The organism is Mesorhizobium sp. M1A.F.Ca.IN.020.04.1.1, assembly GCF_003997315.1.
GTDB lineage: Bacteria > Pseudomonadota > Alphaproteobacteria > Rhizobiales > Rhizobiaceae > Mesorhizobium.
The window spans coordinates 1-15925 of sequence record NZ_RZSN01000140.1 but is presented as its reverse complement, the minus strand read 5'-3'; the positions used below and the strand labels follow the sequence as shown (position 1 = coordinate 15925).

Sequence of the window (15925 nt, the reverse complement as noted above, 5' to 3'; positions counted from 1 at the left end):
GGCCACGCGGCCTATGAGCTGTCGAAGAAATTCGGCGCCGGTCCCGCCAATGCGGTGGAGCTTGCCGAGCGGCTCAACCGTACCGGCTACAAGGTCGGGCTGTGCTTCCATGTCGGCAGCCAGATCGAGGACCCCGACACCTACGAGCGCGCGTTGGCCTCTGCCGACTGGGTGCGCAACCGGCTGACCTTCGACATTGCCGGGCTCGACGTGGGCGGCGGCTTTCCGGCCGAGTACGGCCACGATCCCAACCGCAAGCACATCGAGATGCCGTCGCTCGGCCAGCTCATGTCGCGGCTGGCCGGCGACCTCAAGGAATACCGGTTCGACGAGATGCCGCTGGTCGCCGAACCCGGCCGCGTGATCGTGGCGCGCTGCCTGTCGCTGATCGTGCGCGTGCTCTTGCGCAAGGGCAAAAGGCTCTACATCAATGACGGCATCTGGGCGTCGCTCTCGGATTCATGGACCGGCAAGATCACGCTGCCGGCGCGCTTCATTCCCGATCCGGCGATCCGCACGCGCAATGGCAGCGACAAGACGGTCGTGCCGTTCAAGGTCTGCGGCGCAACGTGCGATTCCGTCGACATATTGTCGAGGCCGTTCTGGCTGCCGGAAACGGTCGACACGGGCGACTGGATCGAGATCGGCCACATCGGCGCCTACTCGCTGTCGCTGAGGACGCGATTCAACGGGTTCTATCCCGACACGTTCGTGGAGGTGACGACGCCGTTCGACGAGGGCGACGCGCCGCAAGGTTTCGCGAGCTTGGAGACGATGGCGGATTGAGCTCCCCCTTCTCCCTTGTAGGAGGAGGACAGGGCGCTACAATTTCGCCAGCAATTCCGGCGTCGGCCAACCGTCCACGGCCATGCCCAGGCGCATCTGCTCCTTGCGGATCGCTTCGCGGGTATTCGTGCCGAGGATACCGTCGACCGTGCCGACATCGTAGCCCTTGGCCTCAAGCTTGGTCTGCAGGGCCTTCATCTGGTCACCGTTGAGGCCGGGCTCGGGCGTGCGCGGGTCGAATTGCGGCGCCCCGGCCAGACGGGTCGCCAGCACCGCAGCGGTGAGCGCGTAAGTGAAGGACTGGTTCCATTCCAGATAAACGTCGAAATTGTCGTAGGTCAGGAAGGCTGGACCCTTGCGACCCATGGGCAAGGCGAGCCCGGCCTTCAGGCCGTTGTCGACGAGCGGCGTGCCGTCCGGATTGGTCACGCCCCATTGGGCCCATTGCGACAGCGGCAGCTTGTTGGTGCGGCCGGTCTGGTCCCAAGGCATGTCGTCGGGAACGCGCACCTCCTCGACCCAGGGCTGGTCGCGCTTCCAGCCGCGCGACAGGATTTTGTGGGCCGTGGTCATGATGACGTCCGCCACGCTGTTCCGGAGATCGACCTTGCCGTCGCCGTCGCCGTCGACGCCGCGGGCGAGATAGTCGGTCGGCAGAATCTGCGTCTGGCCGATCTCGCCGGCCCAGGCGCCCTTGACATCGGCCGGCAGCACGCCGCGGTCGATCAAGGTCAGCAACGGCACCAATTGCGGCCGGAACAACTGAGGGCGGCGGCAGTCGTGCGCAAGGGTGACCAGCGCGTCCAGCGTGTGGAAATCGCCCTGCACGGCGCCGAAATCCGTCTCCAGTCCCCAGAACGCTGTGATGACGGCCGGCTGCACGCCGAATTCCTTGTCGGCGCGCGCGAAGACGTCGGCATAGTTCTTGAGGTTGGCCGCGCCCTGCTTCAGGCGATAGGCCGAGATCATGCGGTTCGAGAATTGGGTGAAGGTCTGGGCGAACACCCCTTGAGCTCGGTCGCGCGCCAGCACCTTCTCATCGATCGCGGCATTTTCCAGCGCCTCCAGGCCAACGGCGCCGACGCCGGCTGCCTTGGCTTCCGCTGCCACGCCCTGTTTCCACGCTTCGAAATCGCCGCCGCATTCCTGCGCCGCCGCAGGCCAAGCGAAAGCGCCGACCAGCAGCGCCGCCAGGATTTCAACGCGCAATCGCATCGCTTCCCTTACGAGACCGGGGCATGATCACGGCCGGGTGCGGACGCATCATGCGTAGATTTCAAAATTCAGGAGCGCCGTGCGGCACCCCGGTGGGGTGCGCCGCTCCGCATCGCCAGCGGTTGCAACTATCACCGCCCGCCATGTCGAAAGCAGGCAAGGGGGCCGATGTCAACGGGTGTTCTGCCGCAGCCACTTGTTCCAGGCGGCTTCCGAGCCGTTGAAAACATTGATGTCGGACTTGCCGGTCATGCCGGGCACGATGCCGGTTCCGGTGTACTGCCAAAAGGTGAAAGGATGGCTGCCATACTTCTGGCGCGGATGGCCGGCGACCGAGCGCAGCCAGTAAGGATAGCCGCGGAACGTCGCCAGGTTATTGTCATCGAAGAAGTCGAGCGACGTATAGATGATCGGCTTCTTGCCGTAATGGCGCTCGACGATCTCGAGAAAGGTGGTCATCTCGCTGCGCACCGTCGCGGGATCGGGGCGCAGTCGGCAGGTCGGCGACTTCGGGTTCCATTCCATGTCGAGCACCGGCGGCATTGCCGACGGATCTTTCGGAACATTGGCGATGAACCAGCGCGCCTGGGTGGCGGCCGGGGTGCAGAAATAGAAGAAATGATAGGCCGCGCGCGGGATTCCGACGTCCTTGGTGCGTGCCCAGTGCTCGTTGAAATAATCGTCGAAGCGATCGCCGCCCTCGGTCGCCTTGATGAAGGCGAAGGAGATGCCGCTGGCCTTGGCCGTCGGCCAGTCGACAGAGGTCTGGTATTTTGAGACGTCGGTGCCGTGGATCGCATAATTCCACGGCGCGCCGCTGTCCCATTCATGCGGTTTGGAATCTTCGAAACGGGGCGCGCGCAGGGCGACCGTCTGGGATGACGGCGCCAGCGGCGATAGATCGTCCACGGTCGAGCAGGCGCTCAACAGCGTCAGCATCAGGATGGCCGCAAGACGGCGCATGATATCCCCCGAGCCGGGATCAGCCGGCCGCTGATGGGTCCTTCACTGATGGTGGTCGCTTCCGCGGGCCCCCTCCGGACGGTCGCCCCACAGGACCGCCCAGTCTCTCCGTTCATCGCCGAACATGGTTGATAATCCATTGACGGCGCTCGACATCGACCATGATTTTGGAGAAGCAATGGCGGCAAATCAATGACATAAAGCGAACCGGAAAACCCAAGGGCGGAAAGATGCGGGCTGTCGTGAAGTTCATCAAATGGCTGTTCGGCCTCATTGTGCTGGCGGTGATCGCGCTCTTCGCCTGGCTCTACTTTGCGCCGCCCGAACTGATCCGTGTCGGCTCGGGCTATGCGGCCAAGATCGTCTGCTCCAACGTGTTCATCGCCGGCCGCGACCCGAATGAAGTGCTGGCCGTCGACGTGCAGGCGCCGGGCCATCCGCTGCTCAAGCTGATGAAGGTATCCGTCGACAAGGAAAGGGGCCTTGTTTCGGCGGGCCTGCTTTGGACGCTGGGCAAGAGCGTCGCCGTAGAGCGCGACGGGGTCGGCTGCGCGTCGGTTCCGGATGGCGACACCGGCAGGGCGCGGCAGACCTCCGTCCATATAGAGCCTTTGGCGGTGGCCTCGCAGGATGCGCTCTGGCCGGAGGGCGAAAGGGTGGACGCCCTGCAAAACCCCGCCGTCACGAAGATCGTCGACGATGCCGCGATGGTCGGGACAGGCATGCGCGCGGTCGTGGTGGTGAAGAACGGCCGCATCGTCGCGGAACGCTATGGCGAGGGTTTTTCGGCCAAGACGCCGCTGCTCGGCTGGTCGATGACCAAGACGGTGAATGCCGCGATCGTCGGCACGCTGGTCAAGGACGGCAAGATGGCGCTCGACAACAAGGGCCTGTTCTCGCCGTGGAAGGCCGACGGTCGGGCGGCGATCAGTCTTGCCGACATGATGGCGATGTCGAGCGGGCTGGAGTTCAACGAGGACTATGGCGACGTCGCCGACGTGACGCGTATGCTCTATCTCGAGCCGGACATGGCGGGCTTTGCCGAGACCAAGCCGCTCGGCGGCGAGGTGGGCAAGGCATTTTCCTATTCGAGCGGTACGGCCGTCATGCTGTCGCGGCTGTGGCAGGAGGCAATCGGCGACAAGGCGAAGGCGCTGAGCTGGCCACGCACGGCGCTGTTCGAGCCGCTCGGCATGCACAGCGCGGTGCTCGAAACCGACGAGCGGGGCACTTTCGTCGGCTCGTCCTATCTCTATGCCACGGCGCACGACTGGGCCCGCTTCGGCCAGTTCCTGCTACAGGGCGGTGTCTGGAACGGCGCACAGATCCTGCCCGCCGGTTTCGTCGACTGGATGCGGCAGCCGGCGCCGGCCTCGAAGGTCTACGGGAACGGCCAGGTGTGGATCGAGGGTCCGGGCGATGAGGAGACTCCAGGCGCGGGCGCTGCCGCCGGCCTGGCCAAGGACACCTACTGGATGGAAGGCCATGACGGCCAGACGGTGGCCATCATTCCGTCGGAGCAATTGGTGGTGGTGCGGCTCGGGCTGACACCTGCCAAGCTCGGCTATCGGCCGCAGGCGATGGTGGCCGCGCTGGTGAAAGCTTTACACCAGTAAGGCTCTCTACATCCGAGCTCCGATGACGCCGAGCCAGGCATAGCCGCGATAAAGCGTTCTAAAACAGAAGGTTGCGCCGGTCCGTTTCGACTCCGAGTCAAGGACGTCGCGCAGCGAGGCGCGCGGCGTGACATGGAATTTCCGCAGCCAGCCGCGCAGCAAGGCCCGGAACCAGTTTGGCAGACCTTCCTGCTGGCCGAAATCGACGACATGCAGCGAGCCGCCGGGTGCGAGCGCGGCAAGCGCGGCCGACACGGTCTTCTCCCAGCCGGGGATCATCGACAACGAATAGGATATGAAGACACGGTCGAAGCGCTCGATGCCGAAGAGCGCCGCCGGATCGAAATCCGTGGCGTCGCCGCGCGCCAGTTCGACCCTGTCGGAGAGACCTTCGCGAGCGATAGCCGCGTTTGCCGTCTCCAGCATCTCGGCCGAGATATCCAAACCGAAGAAGCGGGCGTCTGGATAGCTCCGGGCGGCAAGAACGATGTTGCGGCCGGTACCGCAGCCGAGCTCGAGCACGGTGCCGCCTTGCGGCACGTCGAGCCCCGCTATCAGCCGGTCGCGGCCGAGCAGGTAGTATTTGCGGGTAATGTCGTAGATATGGCGCTGCCAGCGATAGACGCCATCCATCAGATCGGCATGGCGGACCGGCAGCTCCGTCGTGCTCATGCGGCGCGCTTCACATAGAGATGGAAGCCGCCATAGATCGCCGAGCGATCCCTGGCCGAGAATTCGCGCGAGGCCTCGGCTTCGTAGCGCCACTGGTCGAGCAGGGAACTGGAGACGCGGCCCGGCAGCAGGCTGGGCTCGGCCGCGGTGCGGAAGATCACGCGCGCGCCAACCGAGGCCGTGCGGGTGATCTCGGTCCACAGATCGTTGAGCAGGTCGTCGGTCATCCAGTCCTGGGCATCGAGCAGGACGAAGCGATCGACCGAGGCCGCATCCTTGCCGGCGAGGAATTTGATCAAGTTGGCATGATGGATGGCGACGCGTTCGGTGTTGGCGCGGATCGTCCTGTAGTTGCGCTGTTCCAAATAGGCGGGCAGGGCTGCCTCGCCGGGCTGCGGATAGCGGCGGGCAAAGGCCTGCCAGGCGAAATAGTTGTTCTTCAGCGGGAAATCGCAGGCGAGCTTCTCCAGCCGCGCCTTCAAGACGCTCGCCATCGAACCGTCGCCGGACGTGATCAGCGAGTCGTACTGTGCCGGCGGGATACCCAGACCGAAAAGCGAGGCCTTGCGCGATGTCGCCCAGCGTAGCAGCTTTTTGTCGAAGACCGGCGCCAGCTCCTCGTTAAAGAAACGGCGCTGCTCGCCGATGTTCTCGGCCTTCATGATGCCGGCCGGATCGACACCGAACAGTTTTGCCACACGATGGCCCATGGCGATGAAGAGGCCAAGCAGGCCGGTCTGGTAGAAGTTGCGGTCGAAAACCGCGATGCGGCGGCGGCCGCGCCAGTTCCTGCGCTCCCAGTAGTGACGGCTGACCGGGTCGAGATGCGGCGCGATGAAGCGGTCGTAAGCTTCCGAGTTGTGGCTGGTATCGGCTGCGCCGAAGAAGCGGAACAGATCGCCCTGCGAGGGCAGATGGCGCACCGCCTCCAGCTTCATGCGGTTCAGCGCGATGTGCGCGGCGTTGAGGTCGACGGCGTCGATCCGGGCCGGCGAGCGGGTGAGGTAAGCCAGAATGTTGCAGCCGCCCGACGCGATTGTGACGACGCGATGGCCGGCGCCAAGCTGCATGGCGTCCATGTCGACATCCGGGTCTTCCCAGATCTGGGGATAGACGAGGCCGGAAAACAGGAAGGCGAAAAGCCGCTCGGAAATGCCGTCCTTCGACAGGGCGCGGTTCTGGTAGACGGCTTTTCCAACCTCCTTGCCGCGTCGAAAAACGAGTTCTCCCGATACATCCGACATGGCAAGCTGATTCCCCGTTTGCATTGCGCAAGCGGGTAGCGCAGCGTTGTGACAGGCGGGTGACAGGCTGCTGACGCTGAGTCTTAGGCCTTGCCGAATCCGCCGGGCGTCGGCGTGACGACGATGACGGCCTCGCCGGCGTCGAGCGTGGTCTGGTCGCAGGCCTTCAGCACCTCGATCGAGCCGTCGTTGCGTCTGACCTTGGTCGAGCCAGCCTCGCCGTCGCCGCCGCCGTTCAGACCCTGCGGCGGGCGGTTGCGGTGTGAGGAGAGGATGGCGCATTCCATTTTTTCGAGGAAGCGGATCGTGCGTTTGGTGCCGTTGCCGGCGTTCCATTTGCCCTTGCCGCCGGAACCGTCGCGGATGTGGAAGTCTTCCAGCACGACCGGGAAGCGCAGTTCCAGCACTTCGGGATCGGTAAGTCGCGAATTGGTCATATGCGTGTGGACGCCGGAGGTGCCGGCAAAGCCGCGGCCCGAATTCATTTGGCCGGCCGGCGAGCCGGAGCAGATCGTCTCATAATATTGGTATTGCCGGTTGCCGAAGGTGAGATTGTTCATTGTGCCTTGCGCGTTGGCCATCGCGCCCATGGCGCCGAACAGCGCGTTGGTGACATGCTGCGAGGTCTCGACATTGCCGGCGACGACGGCGGCAGGGTAGGAGGGTTTGAGCATGCAACCGTCGGGGATGACGATGTTGATCGGCCTGAGACATCCGGCGTTCATCGGGATCATGTCCTCGACCATGACGCGGAAAACATAGAGCACAGCGGCTCGCGCCACCGGCTCCGGCGCATTGAAATTGTTCTTCATGACCTTCGAGGTGCCGGTGAAATCGACCGTCGCGTCGCGCCTTTGCCGATCGACGGTGATCTTCACTTTGATCACCTGGCCGGTGTCGGTGGCATACTCGTAGTCGGAACTGTCGGGCAGCCTTTCCAGCACGCGGCGCACGCTCTCGGCGGCATTGTCCTGAACATGGCCCATATAGGCCTCGACGACAGCGAGGCCAAAATGCGCGACCATCTTGCGCAACTCCGCCACGCCCTTTTCGTTGGCGGCGATCTGCGCCTTGAGGTCGGCGATGTTCTGGGCGGGATTGCGGGCAGGATAGGGATGGTCGGTGAGGAGCGCCTCGAGCTCCTCCTCGCGGAAGCGGCCGCGATCGACGATGCGGAAATTGTCGAACAGCACGCCTTCCTCGTCGACGGTTGTGGCCAAAGGCGTCATCGAGCCCGGCGCGGTGCCGCCGACATCGGCATGGTGGCCGCGCGAGGCCGCCCAGAACAGGATTTCCGTGCGCGCGTCGTCGAACACCGGCGTCACCACGGTGATGTCGGGCAGATGCGTGCCGCCATTGTAGGGCGCGTTGAGAGCAAAAACGTCGCCGGGATGGATATCACCCGAATTCAGGCGGATGACGGTTTCGACCGAGCGGTCCATGGACCCCAGATGCACCGGCATGTGCGGCGCGTTGGCGACCAGCGCGCCATGGCGGTCGAACACGGCGCAGGAAAAATCGAGCCGCTCCTTGATGTTGACGGAATAGGCGGTGTTCTGCAGCGTGACGCCCATCTGCTCGGCGATCGACATGAAAAGGTTGTTGAAGACCTCGAGCATCACCGGATTGGCTTCGGTGCCGAGCGCCGCCTGCCGCGCCTTTTTCTCTATACGCCGCAGCAGCACGTGGTTCCTGGCCGTGATCTCGGCCTGCCAGCCCGGCTCGACGACGATGGTCTGGTTCGGCTCGATGACGAGCGCGGGGCCTGCCACCTTGTGACCGGGCTTCAAATCCTCGCGCCGGAAGATGCCGGCATCGCGCCAGGCTCCGTCGGCGAAGAATTGCCGGGACTGCCAGGGGCTTGCCACCTGGTCTTCGAGCCCTGATTCACTTTCGTCGCGGCTGGCGGTCCCGACATCGCTGCCTTCGACGCCGACTGCCTCGACGATCATCGGCTTGTCTTCGTAGACGAAGCCGAATTGCGCTTGATGGGCGGCCTCGAAATCGCTCCTGGCGCGAAAAATCGAGCCGTGCTCGAAGTTGACCGGCAAAGTTGTGTCGGTGCCGTCATAACGGATCTGCAGGACCGGCTTTGAGGCGATGGCGTCTTGCGCAATGCCTTGCACTGCAAGGTCGGCGATGACGCCCTGGTGCAAGGTCGCAATCAGGTCCTCAATCGAGGAGCGGGACTCTTCGGCGAGCGGCTTCAGCAACGCCTGCTGGCGCGAGGCGAAAACCGTCGACAGCCCGATGCCGTAAGCCGAAAGCAAGCCGGAGAAGGGGTGGATAAGCACCGCTTCCATGCCGAGCGCATCGGCGACGAGGCAGGCATGCTGGCCGCCGGCGCCACCGAAACAGTTCAAGAGATATTCAGTGACATCGTAACCGCGCTGCACCGAAATCTTCTTGATGGCGTTGGCCATGTTCTCGACGGCGATGGTGACGAAACCCTCGGCCACCGCTTCGGGCGAGCGTCCATCGCCGATCTCGGCGGCTAAAGCCGCGAATTTTTCGCGCACGGCGGCGACGTCGAGCGGCTGGTCTTGACCGGGGCCGAAGATCGCCGGGAAGACGTCGGGCTGCAGCTTGCCGAGCATGACATTGGCGTCGGTGACGGCGAGCGGGCCGCCGCGTCGGTAAGCGGCCGGGCCGGGATTGGCGCCGGCGGAGTCCGGGCCGACGCGGAAGCGACCGGCCTCGTAGTGCAGGATCGAGCCACCGCCGGCCGCGACGGTATGAATACGCATCATCGGCGCGCGGATGCGAACGCCGGCGACTTCAGTGTCGAAGGCGCGCTCGTATTCGCCGTCATAATGGGCGACGTCGGTCGAGGTGCCGCCCATGTCGAAGCCGACGACCTTGTCGAAGCCGGCGAGCTTCGCCGTCTCGACCATGCCGACGACGCCGCCGGCCGGGCCGGAAAGCAGCGCATCCTTGCCCTGGAACATGTCGGCGGCGGTCAACCCGCCCGATGACATCATGAACATCAGCCGCGGGCCGGCGCCCAATTCTCCCGCCACCCTTTGCACGTAGCGTGACAGGATCGGCGACAGATAGGCGTCAACCACCGTGGTGTCGCCACGACCGACCAGCTTGATGAGCGGCGAGACCTCGTGGCTGACCGATATCTGGCTGAAGCCGATCTTGCGACAGACTTTCGCGACTGCCTTTTCATGGTCGGGATATTTCCAGGCGTGCATCAAGACGATGGCTACCGCGTCGATGCCGTCGGCCTTGGCCTGCTCGATGGCCGGGCGGCAGGCGGCGATGTCGAGCAGGCGCTCGACGGACCCGTCCACGCGCACGCGCTCGTCGATCTCTACCACCCGCTCATAGAGCTGTTCGGGCAGGATGATCTCCTTGGCGAAAATATCCGGCCGCGCCTGATAGGCGATGCGCAGCGCGTCGCGAAAACCCCTGGTGATGAGCAGCAGCACGCGGTCGCCCTTGCGCTCCAGCAGCGCGTTGGTAGCGACAGTGGTGCCCATTTTTATGTCGCCGATGCGCTCCGCGGGGATGGCGGCGCCGGTTTTCAGTCCAAGCAGTTCGCGGATGCCCTGGATAGCGGCATCGGCATAGGCCTCAGGGTTCTCCGACAAAAGCTTGCGGGGATGCAGTCGGCCTTGCGGATCGCGGCCGATGATGTCGGTGAAGGTCCCGCCCCGGTCGATCCAGAAATCCCATTTGTTGTTGGCTGCGGCGTCCTGCATGCTGCTTATCCGTTACCTGCGACAACCCGTTCTGTTAGTTCGCCGTTTTGGCCCCGGCAACCATGCGCTTGGTGTTACACATGGAAACGCAACGTTACGAAACCCAGGTCAGATTTCTGCATTTCCTCTGCGACGTTCACCGAAACGTGAGCGTTTGCTGAAGGAGAGATACCATGAAGAAGCTTATTCTGGCGTCTGTTTCGGCGCTCGCCCTGCTGGGGGTCGCGGCTTGCAGCGACAGCAGCACCGACAACACCACCACGCAGAGCACCAACCCGCCGGCCAACGAACAGCCAATGAAGCCGGCTACCCCTGACCCTTCGAAGCCTGCTGAACCGGCTCCGGCAACACCTCCTGCTGCGCCCGCGCAGTAGAAGTTCATCCACTGAAATCAGGAAGGCCGGCCCCTGTGCCGGCCTTCCTTTTGGCGGGACTGTCCTCAAAGTCGTTCGCCCTGCGGCATCGTCCCGGCTTGATAGCGGTGCCCGGTTCGCACTAAGAAGCCGCATGTCGATTTGGGACCGCCTCGGCGACTTCATCGCTCGTGTTTCGTCGTCGGCGTCCTCGGGCGTCGGCGATGTCGTCGAGGCCGTGCGGACCATGTACTCGGGCGACCCGGATCTACGCCGGCGCGTGGCCTTCTCGGTGGCGATGATCGCGCTTTCGGCCAAGATGGCGAAGGCCGACGGCATCGTCACCCAGGACGAGGTGCGCGCCTTCCAGGAAATCTTTGAGGTGCCGCCGAGCGAAACGCGCAATGTGGCGCGCCTCTATGACCTCGCCAAGCGCGATGTTGCCGGATTTGAAATCTACGCCCAGCGCATGTCGCAGCTTTGCGGTTCCGGTCATGCGAATTGCAAGATGCTGGAAGACATACTCGACGGGCTGTTCCACATCGCCAAGGCGGATGGCCTGGTTCACGAGAGGGAAGGGCAATTCCTGCATCGCATCGCCGAGATTTTTCAGATCGATGAGGCGCATTACCAGGCGATCCTGGCGCGCCACGTCAATCTGGGCGCCGCCGATCCCTATGTGGTTCTCGGCGTCGAACGCGGGAAGCCATTCGAGGAGGTCAGGAAGCGTTATCGCAAGCTGATCTCCGACAACCATCCCGACCGGCTGATCGCGCGCGGCCTGCCGCAGGAATTCGTCAAGATCGCCACGACAAGGGTCGCTGCGATCAATGCCGCCTATGAGATGATCGAACGGGGCCTCAGGCACGTATGAGCGGTTTCTTGCCCGACCAGCCGGGTGCCGAGGTCAGGCTATCGCCGAATTTCGGTCCGCGACGCGAGACGCTCAGGCCCGACATGATCGTGCTGCACTATACCGGCATGCCGACGGGGCCTGGGGCCGAGGCCTGGCTGTGCGATCCGGCAAGCGAGGTATCCTCGCACTATCTTGTGCATGAGGACGGCCGCATCGTGCAAATGGTGCGCGAAAGCGACCGCGCCTGGCATGCCGGCAAGAGTTCATGGTTCGGGTGCACCGACATCAACTCCTGCTCTGTCGGCATCGAGATCGTCAACCCCGGGCATTCGCTGGGCTACAAAACCTTCCCGAAGCGGCAGGTCAAGGCCGTGATCGATTTATGCGCAGGGATCGCGGGCCGGCACTCCATTCCACCGCAAAGGGTGCTTGCGCATTCCGATGTGGCGCCGGGACGCAAGGTCGACCCGGGCGAGAAGTTTCCCTGGAAGGCGCTCTTTGCCGCCGGTGTCGGCCATCTGGTTCCCGCGGCTCCGATCAGGACGGGCGCGGCGCTGAAGGCGGGCGACGCAGGTGCTGACGTGGAAGCCCTGCAATCGATGCTGGCGCTGTACGGCTACAGCGCCGAGATATCGGGTGTCTTCGACCGCCAGACGGAAATCGTGGTGGCGGCGTTTCAGCGGCATTTCCGACGGCGGCTCGTCGACGGCGTGGCGGACGGTTCGACGATCAGCACGCTCCAAAGGCTTTTGGCTGCGATAAAGGCAGCCCCTTCCAAATAGCCTGCCAAGCTGGCTAAATTACAATTTGTCATACAAAGTGAATTGCCTCGCCTTTATTGGCGCCAATTCGGTCTCCAAACGCATCTCCCGCAAGTTGTCGGGCATCTATCCCTCCAAGATGCTCCGGTGTTGGATTGGCCCCGCCGCGTGAAATTCTTCGCGCGGTTCTAACAGAACAGGAATACATGCAAAGATTGACCGTTGTAGCGGCAGCCGTTGCTGCCGGAGTGATGACTTTTGCCTTCAGCCCAGCGAACAGCGCCCCCCTGAGCCTCCGGGCGGCGGACAATGGGTTTGCTGCGACCGCCTCAAAGCCCAAGGCTGCGCCAAGCGCCAAGACTTCGACGACCAAGAGAGCTGCCCCGGCGAAGGTGCAGAAAGCCGCCGCAGCGCGGTCCGCGAAATCAAGAGTCAAACGCTACGCAAAGCGCAGCAGGCAAACCATCGACCTGACCGCGACAGCTTCCATCCGTCCTGAAAAGCCCGCCTTGTCTTCTTCGGCAACTGGCGACGGCCAATATTCGGCGATCATCGCCCGCTATGCGGCAAGCTACGGCGTGCCGGTGTCGCTGGCCAAGGCCGTCATCACGATCGAGAGCAACTTCCGGCCCAACATGGTCGGCGGCGCCGGCGAGATCGGCCTTATGCAGATCAAGCCGGCGACGGCCCGGATGATGGGCTATACCGGTTCGGTCAAGGGACTGTTCGATCCCGACACCAACATCAAATACGGCATGAAGTACCTCGCCATGGCGCAGGGGCTAGGTGGCGGCACCACCTGCGGTACCATCCTCAAATACAATGCCGGCCATGGGGCGACGCGGATGAATCCGATTTCGGCCGCCTATTGCAGCAAGGTGAAGGTGCAGATGGCAGCGCTCGGTTCGCCTGTCTAAGCGGGACAGTTGCCTTTTTTGTTGCGTTTTCAGGCGCGAATCCCTTTATACGCCCTTGTCAGCTGGCCGGGCGGCCGCGCCCGCAAGAGCCGAAAGGCTGCGGGTGAGGAAAGTCCGGGCTCCATGGAGACACGGTGCCGGCTAACGGCCGGCGGGGGAGACCCCAGGGAAAGTGCCACAGAAAGCAAACCGCCGCGGCATTTGCCGCGGCAAGGGTGAAAGGGTGGGGTAAGAGCCCACCGCGCGACTGGCAACAGAAGCGGCACGGCAAACCCCACCGGGAGCAAGACCGAATAGGGGCGGTGCGAAGGGAAACCTTCGAGGGCTGTTTCCGGCCCACCGCCCGGGTAGGTTGCGTGAGGCGCATGGCGACATGCGCCCAAGATGAATGGCCGCCACGTTCCCGCGCCACAAGGCGTGGGGGCCATACAGAACCCGGCTTACAGGCCAGCTGGCATTTTCCTCTACAGCGCTCCGAGCCGCTCAGCCGCCAAGCCGTCCAAAGACGCCTCGATCGCCTGCCAGAGCTCTTCCACCGGCTCGCAGCCGACGGCCAGCCGCACGAAGCCGGGCGGCACGGCATCGCCGCGCTTCGATCGCCGCTCGGCCGATGTATGGACGCCACCAAACGAGGTCGCCGATTCAATCAGCGCGCAGTTGTTGATGAAATCCTCGGCCTTCTCTTCCGAAGCCAGTTCGAACGAGATGAGAAAGCCGAAGCGCTCCATCTGGGCACGCGCCAGATTGTGCGAGGGGTCGCTCTCAAGGCCTGGAAAGCGCAAGCCGCTCACGGCGCGATGCCCCTTGAGCCGGCGGGCGATCGTTTCCGCCGAGGAGCACATGCGATCGTACCGCACCTCAAGTGTTTCAAGGCCGCGATGCACGAGCCAGGCCTCGAACGGCCCGGGAATGCCGCCGGCGGTTTCTCGCCAGGCCCTGACCTTGGCGATAATATCCGGATCACGGCTGGCGACATGGCCGAACAGCACATCCGAGTGACCGTTGATCGCCTTGGTGTCGGCCGAGACCACGATGTGGGCGCCAAGGTTGAGCGGGCGCTGGCCGAAGGGCGTCATCGTCGTGTTGTCGACGATGAGGAGCGCACCTTGTTCGTGGGCGGTCTTGGCGACGGCGGCGATGTCGCAGATATCCAGCCTTGGGTTCGAGGGGGTTTCGACGAAGACCAGCCGGTAGCCGGCGAAGCCGCCGTCGAGCATGCTCGATGTCGGCCTCACGTCATAGGCGATGCCGAGCGGTTTCAGGAAACGCTCCGCCAGAGCCCGCGTCGTGTGGTAGCCGTCCGAGGGCAAGAGGATGCGGTCGCCAGATTTGACCAGCGCAAAGAACGTTGCCGAAATCGCCGCCATGCCCGACGGAAAGGCGATGCACTGCGCATCTTCGAGATGACCAAGCGCATGCTCGACCGCGTGCCATGTCGGATTGCTGAAGCGGCCGTATTGATCGAAGCCCGTCGCGTCGCCCGGCGAATGAAAGATCGAGGCCATTGTCAGCGGCAAAGGGATCGGATCGCCCTTGGCGAAATCGCCGCTGCGCAGATGGGCAAGTGTCGCGGCGCGTGACTTCGCGGTTTCGGACATTGGGCGCATTCCTTCACTGAACTGACGTCCGAACGCTAGGCGTGCCGGGCCTTCGCGGCAAGCCGCGTCCTTTTGGGCCAGAGCCTTCTAAACGCTTCGTTAGGCTTAATGGACGATAAAGACGACACGTGCCGCGAGCCTGCGCTTTTAGGTTGTGGCATGCGTGTTTGTGATGCCTCTTCCCGTTGACGCCCACATTACCCCATGATATCCCATTCCCATCAAGCTTTCGTTCCGCGTCAGGGTGAAGCGTACGCCAATCGGGCAGTCGCGGCGGCTGCGCGTTTGCCGGTTTTCGCCTTGGTGAATGAAGCGATTTGTCGCGAGGCGATGCGCGGCGGCGACGCGGAGAAAAACATGGGCAGGGGTGCGGCGGCGACAGCGGCTGTAAGGCGTAGTGGACCGATTTCTGTCAAACGCAGTGAACAGGATCGATGCGAAGGGGCGGGTATCCGTTCCGGCGCATTTCCGTTCGGTCGTGCAGAAACGTGGCTATGCGGAACTCTATGCGCTACGCTGCCTCGACCTTCCGGCGATGGACGTCGGCGGGCTCGATCTGCTCGACCGCTACGAGCAGCGGATCGCGCTGGAAGATCCCTTCCTGCAGACGGCGGACGATATGTCCTTCTTCTGCCATGGCGACGGGACGTTCCTGAAACTCGACCAGGACGGCCGCATCACGATGACCGATTTCATCCGCGAGCACACCGGCATCTCGAACGAGGTGGCCTTTGTCGGCCGCGGCAATTTCTTCCAGATCTGGGAGCCGGGCCGACTTGCCGCCTATGGGGCGCAGGCTCGAGCCAGGCTTTTGCAGCTTCGGCAGGGGACGAAGCCCGGGGAGCGACCGGAATGATGACTGGCCACGGCGATGATCCTCACGCCGTTGGCGGACTGGTCCGTCACATTCCGGTCCTCCTTGCCGAACTGCTGGAGGCGCTTGACCCCAAGGCGGGCGAGACGATCGTCGACGGCACGTTCGGCGCCGGCGGCTACACCACCGCCATCCTCGAGCGCGGCGCCTCGGTCGTGGCCATCGACCGCGATCCGGATGCGATCGCCGCGGGCCAGGCTCTGGAACAGCAGGCCGGCGGCAGGCTGAAGCTCGTTCAGGAGCCGTTCTCGACCCTGGACAAGCATGTCGAAAGCGCCGACGGCGTCGTGCTCGACATCGGCGTCTCGTCGATGCAGCTCGACCAGGCCGGGCGCGGCTTTTCCTTTCGCGCCGACGGAC

General features: G+C 63.8%; 13 protein-coding genes, 1 other RNA gene and 1 pseudogene. 9 read left to right on the top strand and 6 right to left on the bottom strand.

Annotation, left to right across the window (positions count from 1 at the left end):
• Nucleotides 1-786 (top strand): annotated as a pseudogene (locus tag EOA49_RS23585) (ornithine decarboxylase); the annotation flags it as partial.
• 36 nt (nt 787-822) lie between these two features.
• Here the strand turns inward: EOA49_RS23585 and EOA49_RS23580 are convergent.
• Together EOA49_RS23580 and EOA49_RS23575 are read right to left on the bottom strand one after the other, a co-directional pair.
• Nucleotides 823-2001, bottom strand: coding sequence for a lytic murein transglycosylase (locus tag EOA49_RS23580; RefSeq protein WP_127240998.1), 1179 nt, complete (start codon nt 1999-2001; stop codon nt 823-825).
• Between the two features lie 171 nt (nt 2002-2172).
• Nucleotides 2173-2964 (bottom strand): GH25 family lysozyme, encoded by a 792-nt coding sequence (locus EOA49_RS23575; RefSeq protein ID WP_127240535.1) that lies wholly within the window; start codon nt 2962-2964, stop codon nt 2173-2175.
• Nucleotides 2965-3194: 230 nt separating this feature from the next.
• Between EOA49_RS23575 and EOA49_RS23570 the strand changes: the two genes are divergently transcribed.
• On the top strand, nt 3195-4580 hold the full coding sequence (locus EOA49_RS23570; protein ID WP_127243379.1) for a serine hydrolase: 1386 nt from the start codon (nt 3195-3197) through the stop codon (nt 4578-4580).
• 6 nt (nt 4581-4586) lie between these two features.
• On the opposite strand, the gene EOA49_RS23565 is transcribed toward EOA49_RS23570, so the two are convergent.
• From EOA49_RS23565 to EOA49_RS23555, 3 genes are all read right to left on the bottom strand, one after another.
• Nucleotides 4587-5252: a class I SAM-dependent methyltransferase gene (locus EOA49_RS23565; RefSeq protein ID WP_127240533.1), complete on the bottom strand. Its 666-nt coding sequence runs from the start codon at nt 5250-5252 to the stop codon at nt 4587-4589.
• Nucleotides 5249-6496: a DUF3419 family protein gene (locus EOA49_RS23560; RefSeq protein ID WP_164746751.1), complete on the bottom strand. Its 1248-nt coding sequence runs from the start codon at nt 6494-6496 to the stop codon at nt 5249-5251. The genes EOA49_RS23565 and EOA49_RS23560 overlap by 4 nt, the downstream gene beginning before the upstream one ends.
• Nucleotides 6497-6579: 83 nt before the next feature.
• Entirely contained in the window at nt 6580-10206 is a 3627-nt protein-coding gene (locus EOA49_RS23555; protein WP_127240532.1) for a hydantoinase B/oxoprolinase family protein, read from the bottom strand.
• A gap of 173 nt (nt 10207-10379) precedes the next feature.
• On the opposite strand from EOA49_RS23555, the gene EOA49_RS23550 reads away from it, so the two are divergent.
• From EOA49_RS23550 to rnpB, 5 genes are all read left to right on the top strand, one after another.
• Complete coding sequence (locus EOA49_RS23550) at nt 10380-10580, top strand: hypothetical protein (protein ID WP_082954075.1); 201 nt, start codon at nt 10380-10382, stop codon at nt 10578-10580.
• A 133-nt stretch (nt 10581-10713) separates the two neighbouring features.
• Nucleotides 10714-11433 carry a DnaJ family molecular chaperone gene (locus EOA49_RS23545; protein ID WP_127240531.1) on the top strand — a complete coding sequence of 240 codons (720 nt, stop codon included), beginning with the start codon at nt 10714-10716 and terminating at the stop codon, nt 11431-11433.
• Complete coding sequence (locus EOA49_RS23540; protein WP_127240530.1) at nt 11430-12197, top strand: N-acetylmuramoyl-L-alanine amidase; 768 nt, start codon at nt 11430-11432, stop codon at nt 12195-12197. Before EOA49_RS23545 ends, EOA49_RS23540 begins: the two co-directional genes overlap by 4 nt.
• Nucleotides 12198-12382: 185 nt before the next feature.
• Nucleotides 12383-13093, top strand: coding sequence for a transglycosylase SLT domain-containing protein (locus EOA49_RS23535; RefSeq protein ID WP_095802411.1), 711 nt, complete (start codon nt 12383-12385; stop codon nt 13091-13093).
• Nucleotides 13094-13151: 58 nt separating this feature from the next.
• An RNA gene (gene rnpB / locus EOA49_RS23530) (RNase P RNA component class A) lies at nt 13152-13552 on the top strand.
• A gap of 5 nt (nt 13553-13557) precedes the next feature.
• Here the strand turns inward: rnpB and EOA49_RS23525 are convergent.
• Nucleotides 13558-14691 carry a cystathionine gamma-lyase gene (locus tag EOA49_RS23525; protein ID WP_127240529.1) on the bottom strand — a complete coding sequence of 378 codons (1134 nt, stop codon included), beginning with the start codon at nt 14689-14691 and terminating at the stop codon, nt 13558-13560.
• Between the two features lie 397 nt (nt 14692-15088).
• On the opposite strand from EOA49_RS23525, the gene mraZ reads away from it, so the two are divergent.
• Nucleotides 15089-15547, top strand: coding sequence for a division/cell wall cluster transcriptional repressor MraZ (gene mraZ, locus EOA49_RS23520; RefSeq protein WP_095783823.1), 459 nt, complete (start codon nt 15089-15091; stop codon nt 15545-15547).
• Nucleotides 15544-15925 (top strand): 16S rRNA (cytosine(1402)-N(4))-methyltransferase (gene mraW, locus EOA49_RS23515; RefSeq protein WP_127243378.1); only part of this gene is annotated, 382 nt, incomplete at its 3' end. The genes mraZ and mraW, both read left to right, overlap by 4 nt.

What these genes read in the sequence shown, in the direction of transcription:
- EOA49_RS23580 (WP_127240998.1), bottom strand. Translation starts at nt 2,001, where the DNA reads ATGCGATTGCGCGTTGAAATCCTGGCGGCGCTGCTGGTCGGCGCTTTC.
- EOA49_RS23575 (WP_127240535.1), bottom strand. Translation starts at nt 2,964, where the DNA reads ATGCGCCGTCTTGCGGCCATCCTGATGCTGACGCTGTTGAGCGCCTGC.
- EOA49_RS23570 (WP_127243379.1), top strand. Translation starts at nt 3,195, where the DNA reads ATGCGGGCTGTCGTGAAGTTCATCAAATGGCTGTTCGGCCTCATTGTG.
- EOA49_RS23565 (WP_127240533.1), bottom strand. Translation starts at nt 5,252, where the DNA reads ATGAGCACGACGGAGCTGCCGGTCCGCCATGCCGATCTGATGGATGGC.
- EOA49_RS23560 (WP_164746751.1), bottom strand. Translation starts at nt 6,496, where the DNA reads ATGTCGGATGTATCGGGAGAACTCGTTTTTCGACGCGGCAAGGAGGTT.
- EOA49_RS23555 (WP_127240532.1), bottom strand. Translation starts at nt 10,206, where the DNA reads ATGCAGGACGCCGCAGCCAACAACAAATGGGATTTCTGGATCGACCGG.
- EOA49_RS23550 (WP_082954075.1), top strand. Translation starts at nt 10,380, where the DNA reads ATGAAGAAGCTTATTCTGGCGTCTGTTTCGGCGCTCGCCCTGCTGGGG.
- EOA49_RS23545 (WP_127240531.1), top strand. Translation starts at nt 10,714, where the DNA reads ATGTCGATTTGGGACCGCCTCGGCGACTTCATCGCTCGTGTTTCGTCG.
- EOA49_RS23540 (WP_127240530.1), top strand. Translation starts at nt 11,430, where the DNA reads ATGAGCGGTTTCTTGCCCGACCAGCCGGGTGCCGAGGTCAGGCTATCG.
- EOA49_RS23535 (WP_095802411.1), top strand. Translation starts at nt 12,383, where the DNA reads ATGCAAAGATTGACCGTTGTAGCGGCAGCCGTTGCTGCCGGAGTGATG.
- EOA49_RS23525 (WP_127240529.1), bottom strand. Translation starts at nt 14,691, where the DNA reads ATGTCCGAAACCGCGAAGTCACGCGCCGCGACACTTGCCCATCTGCGC.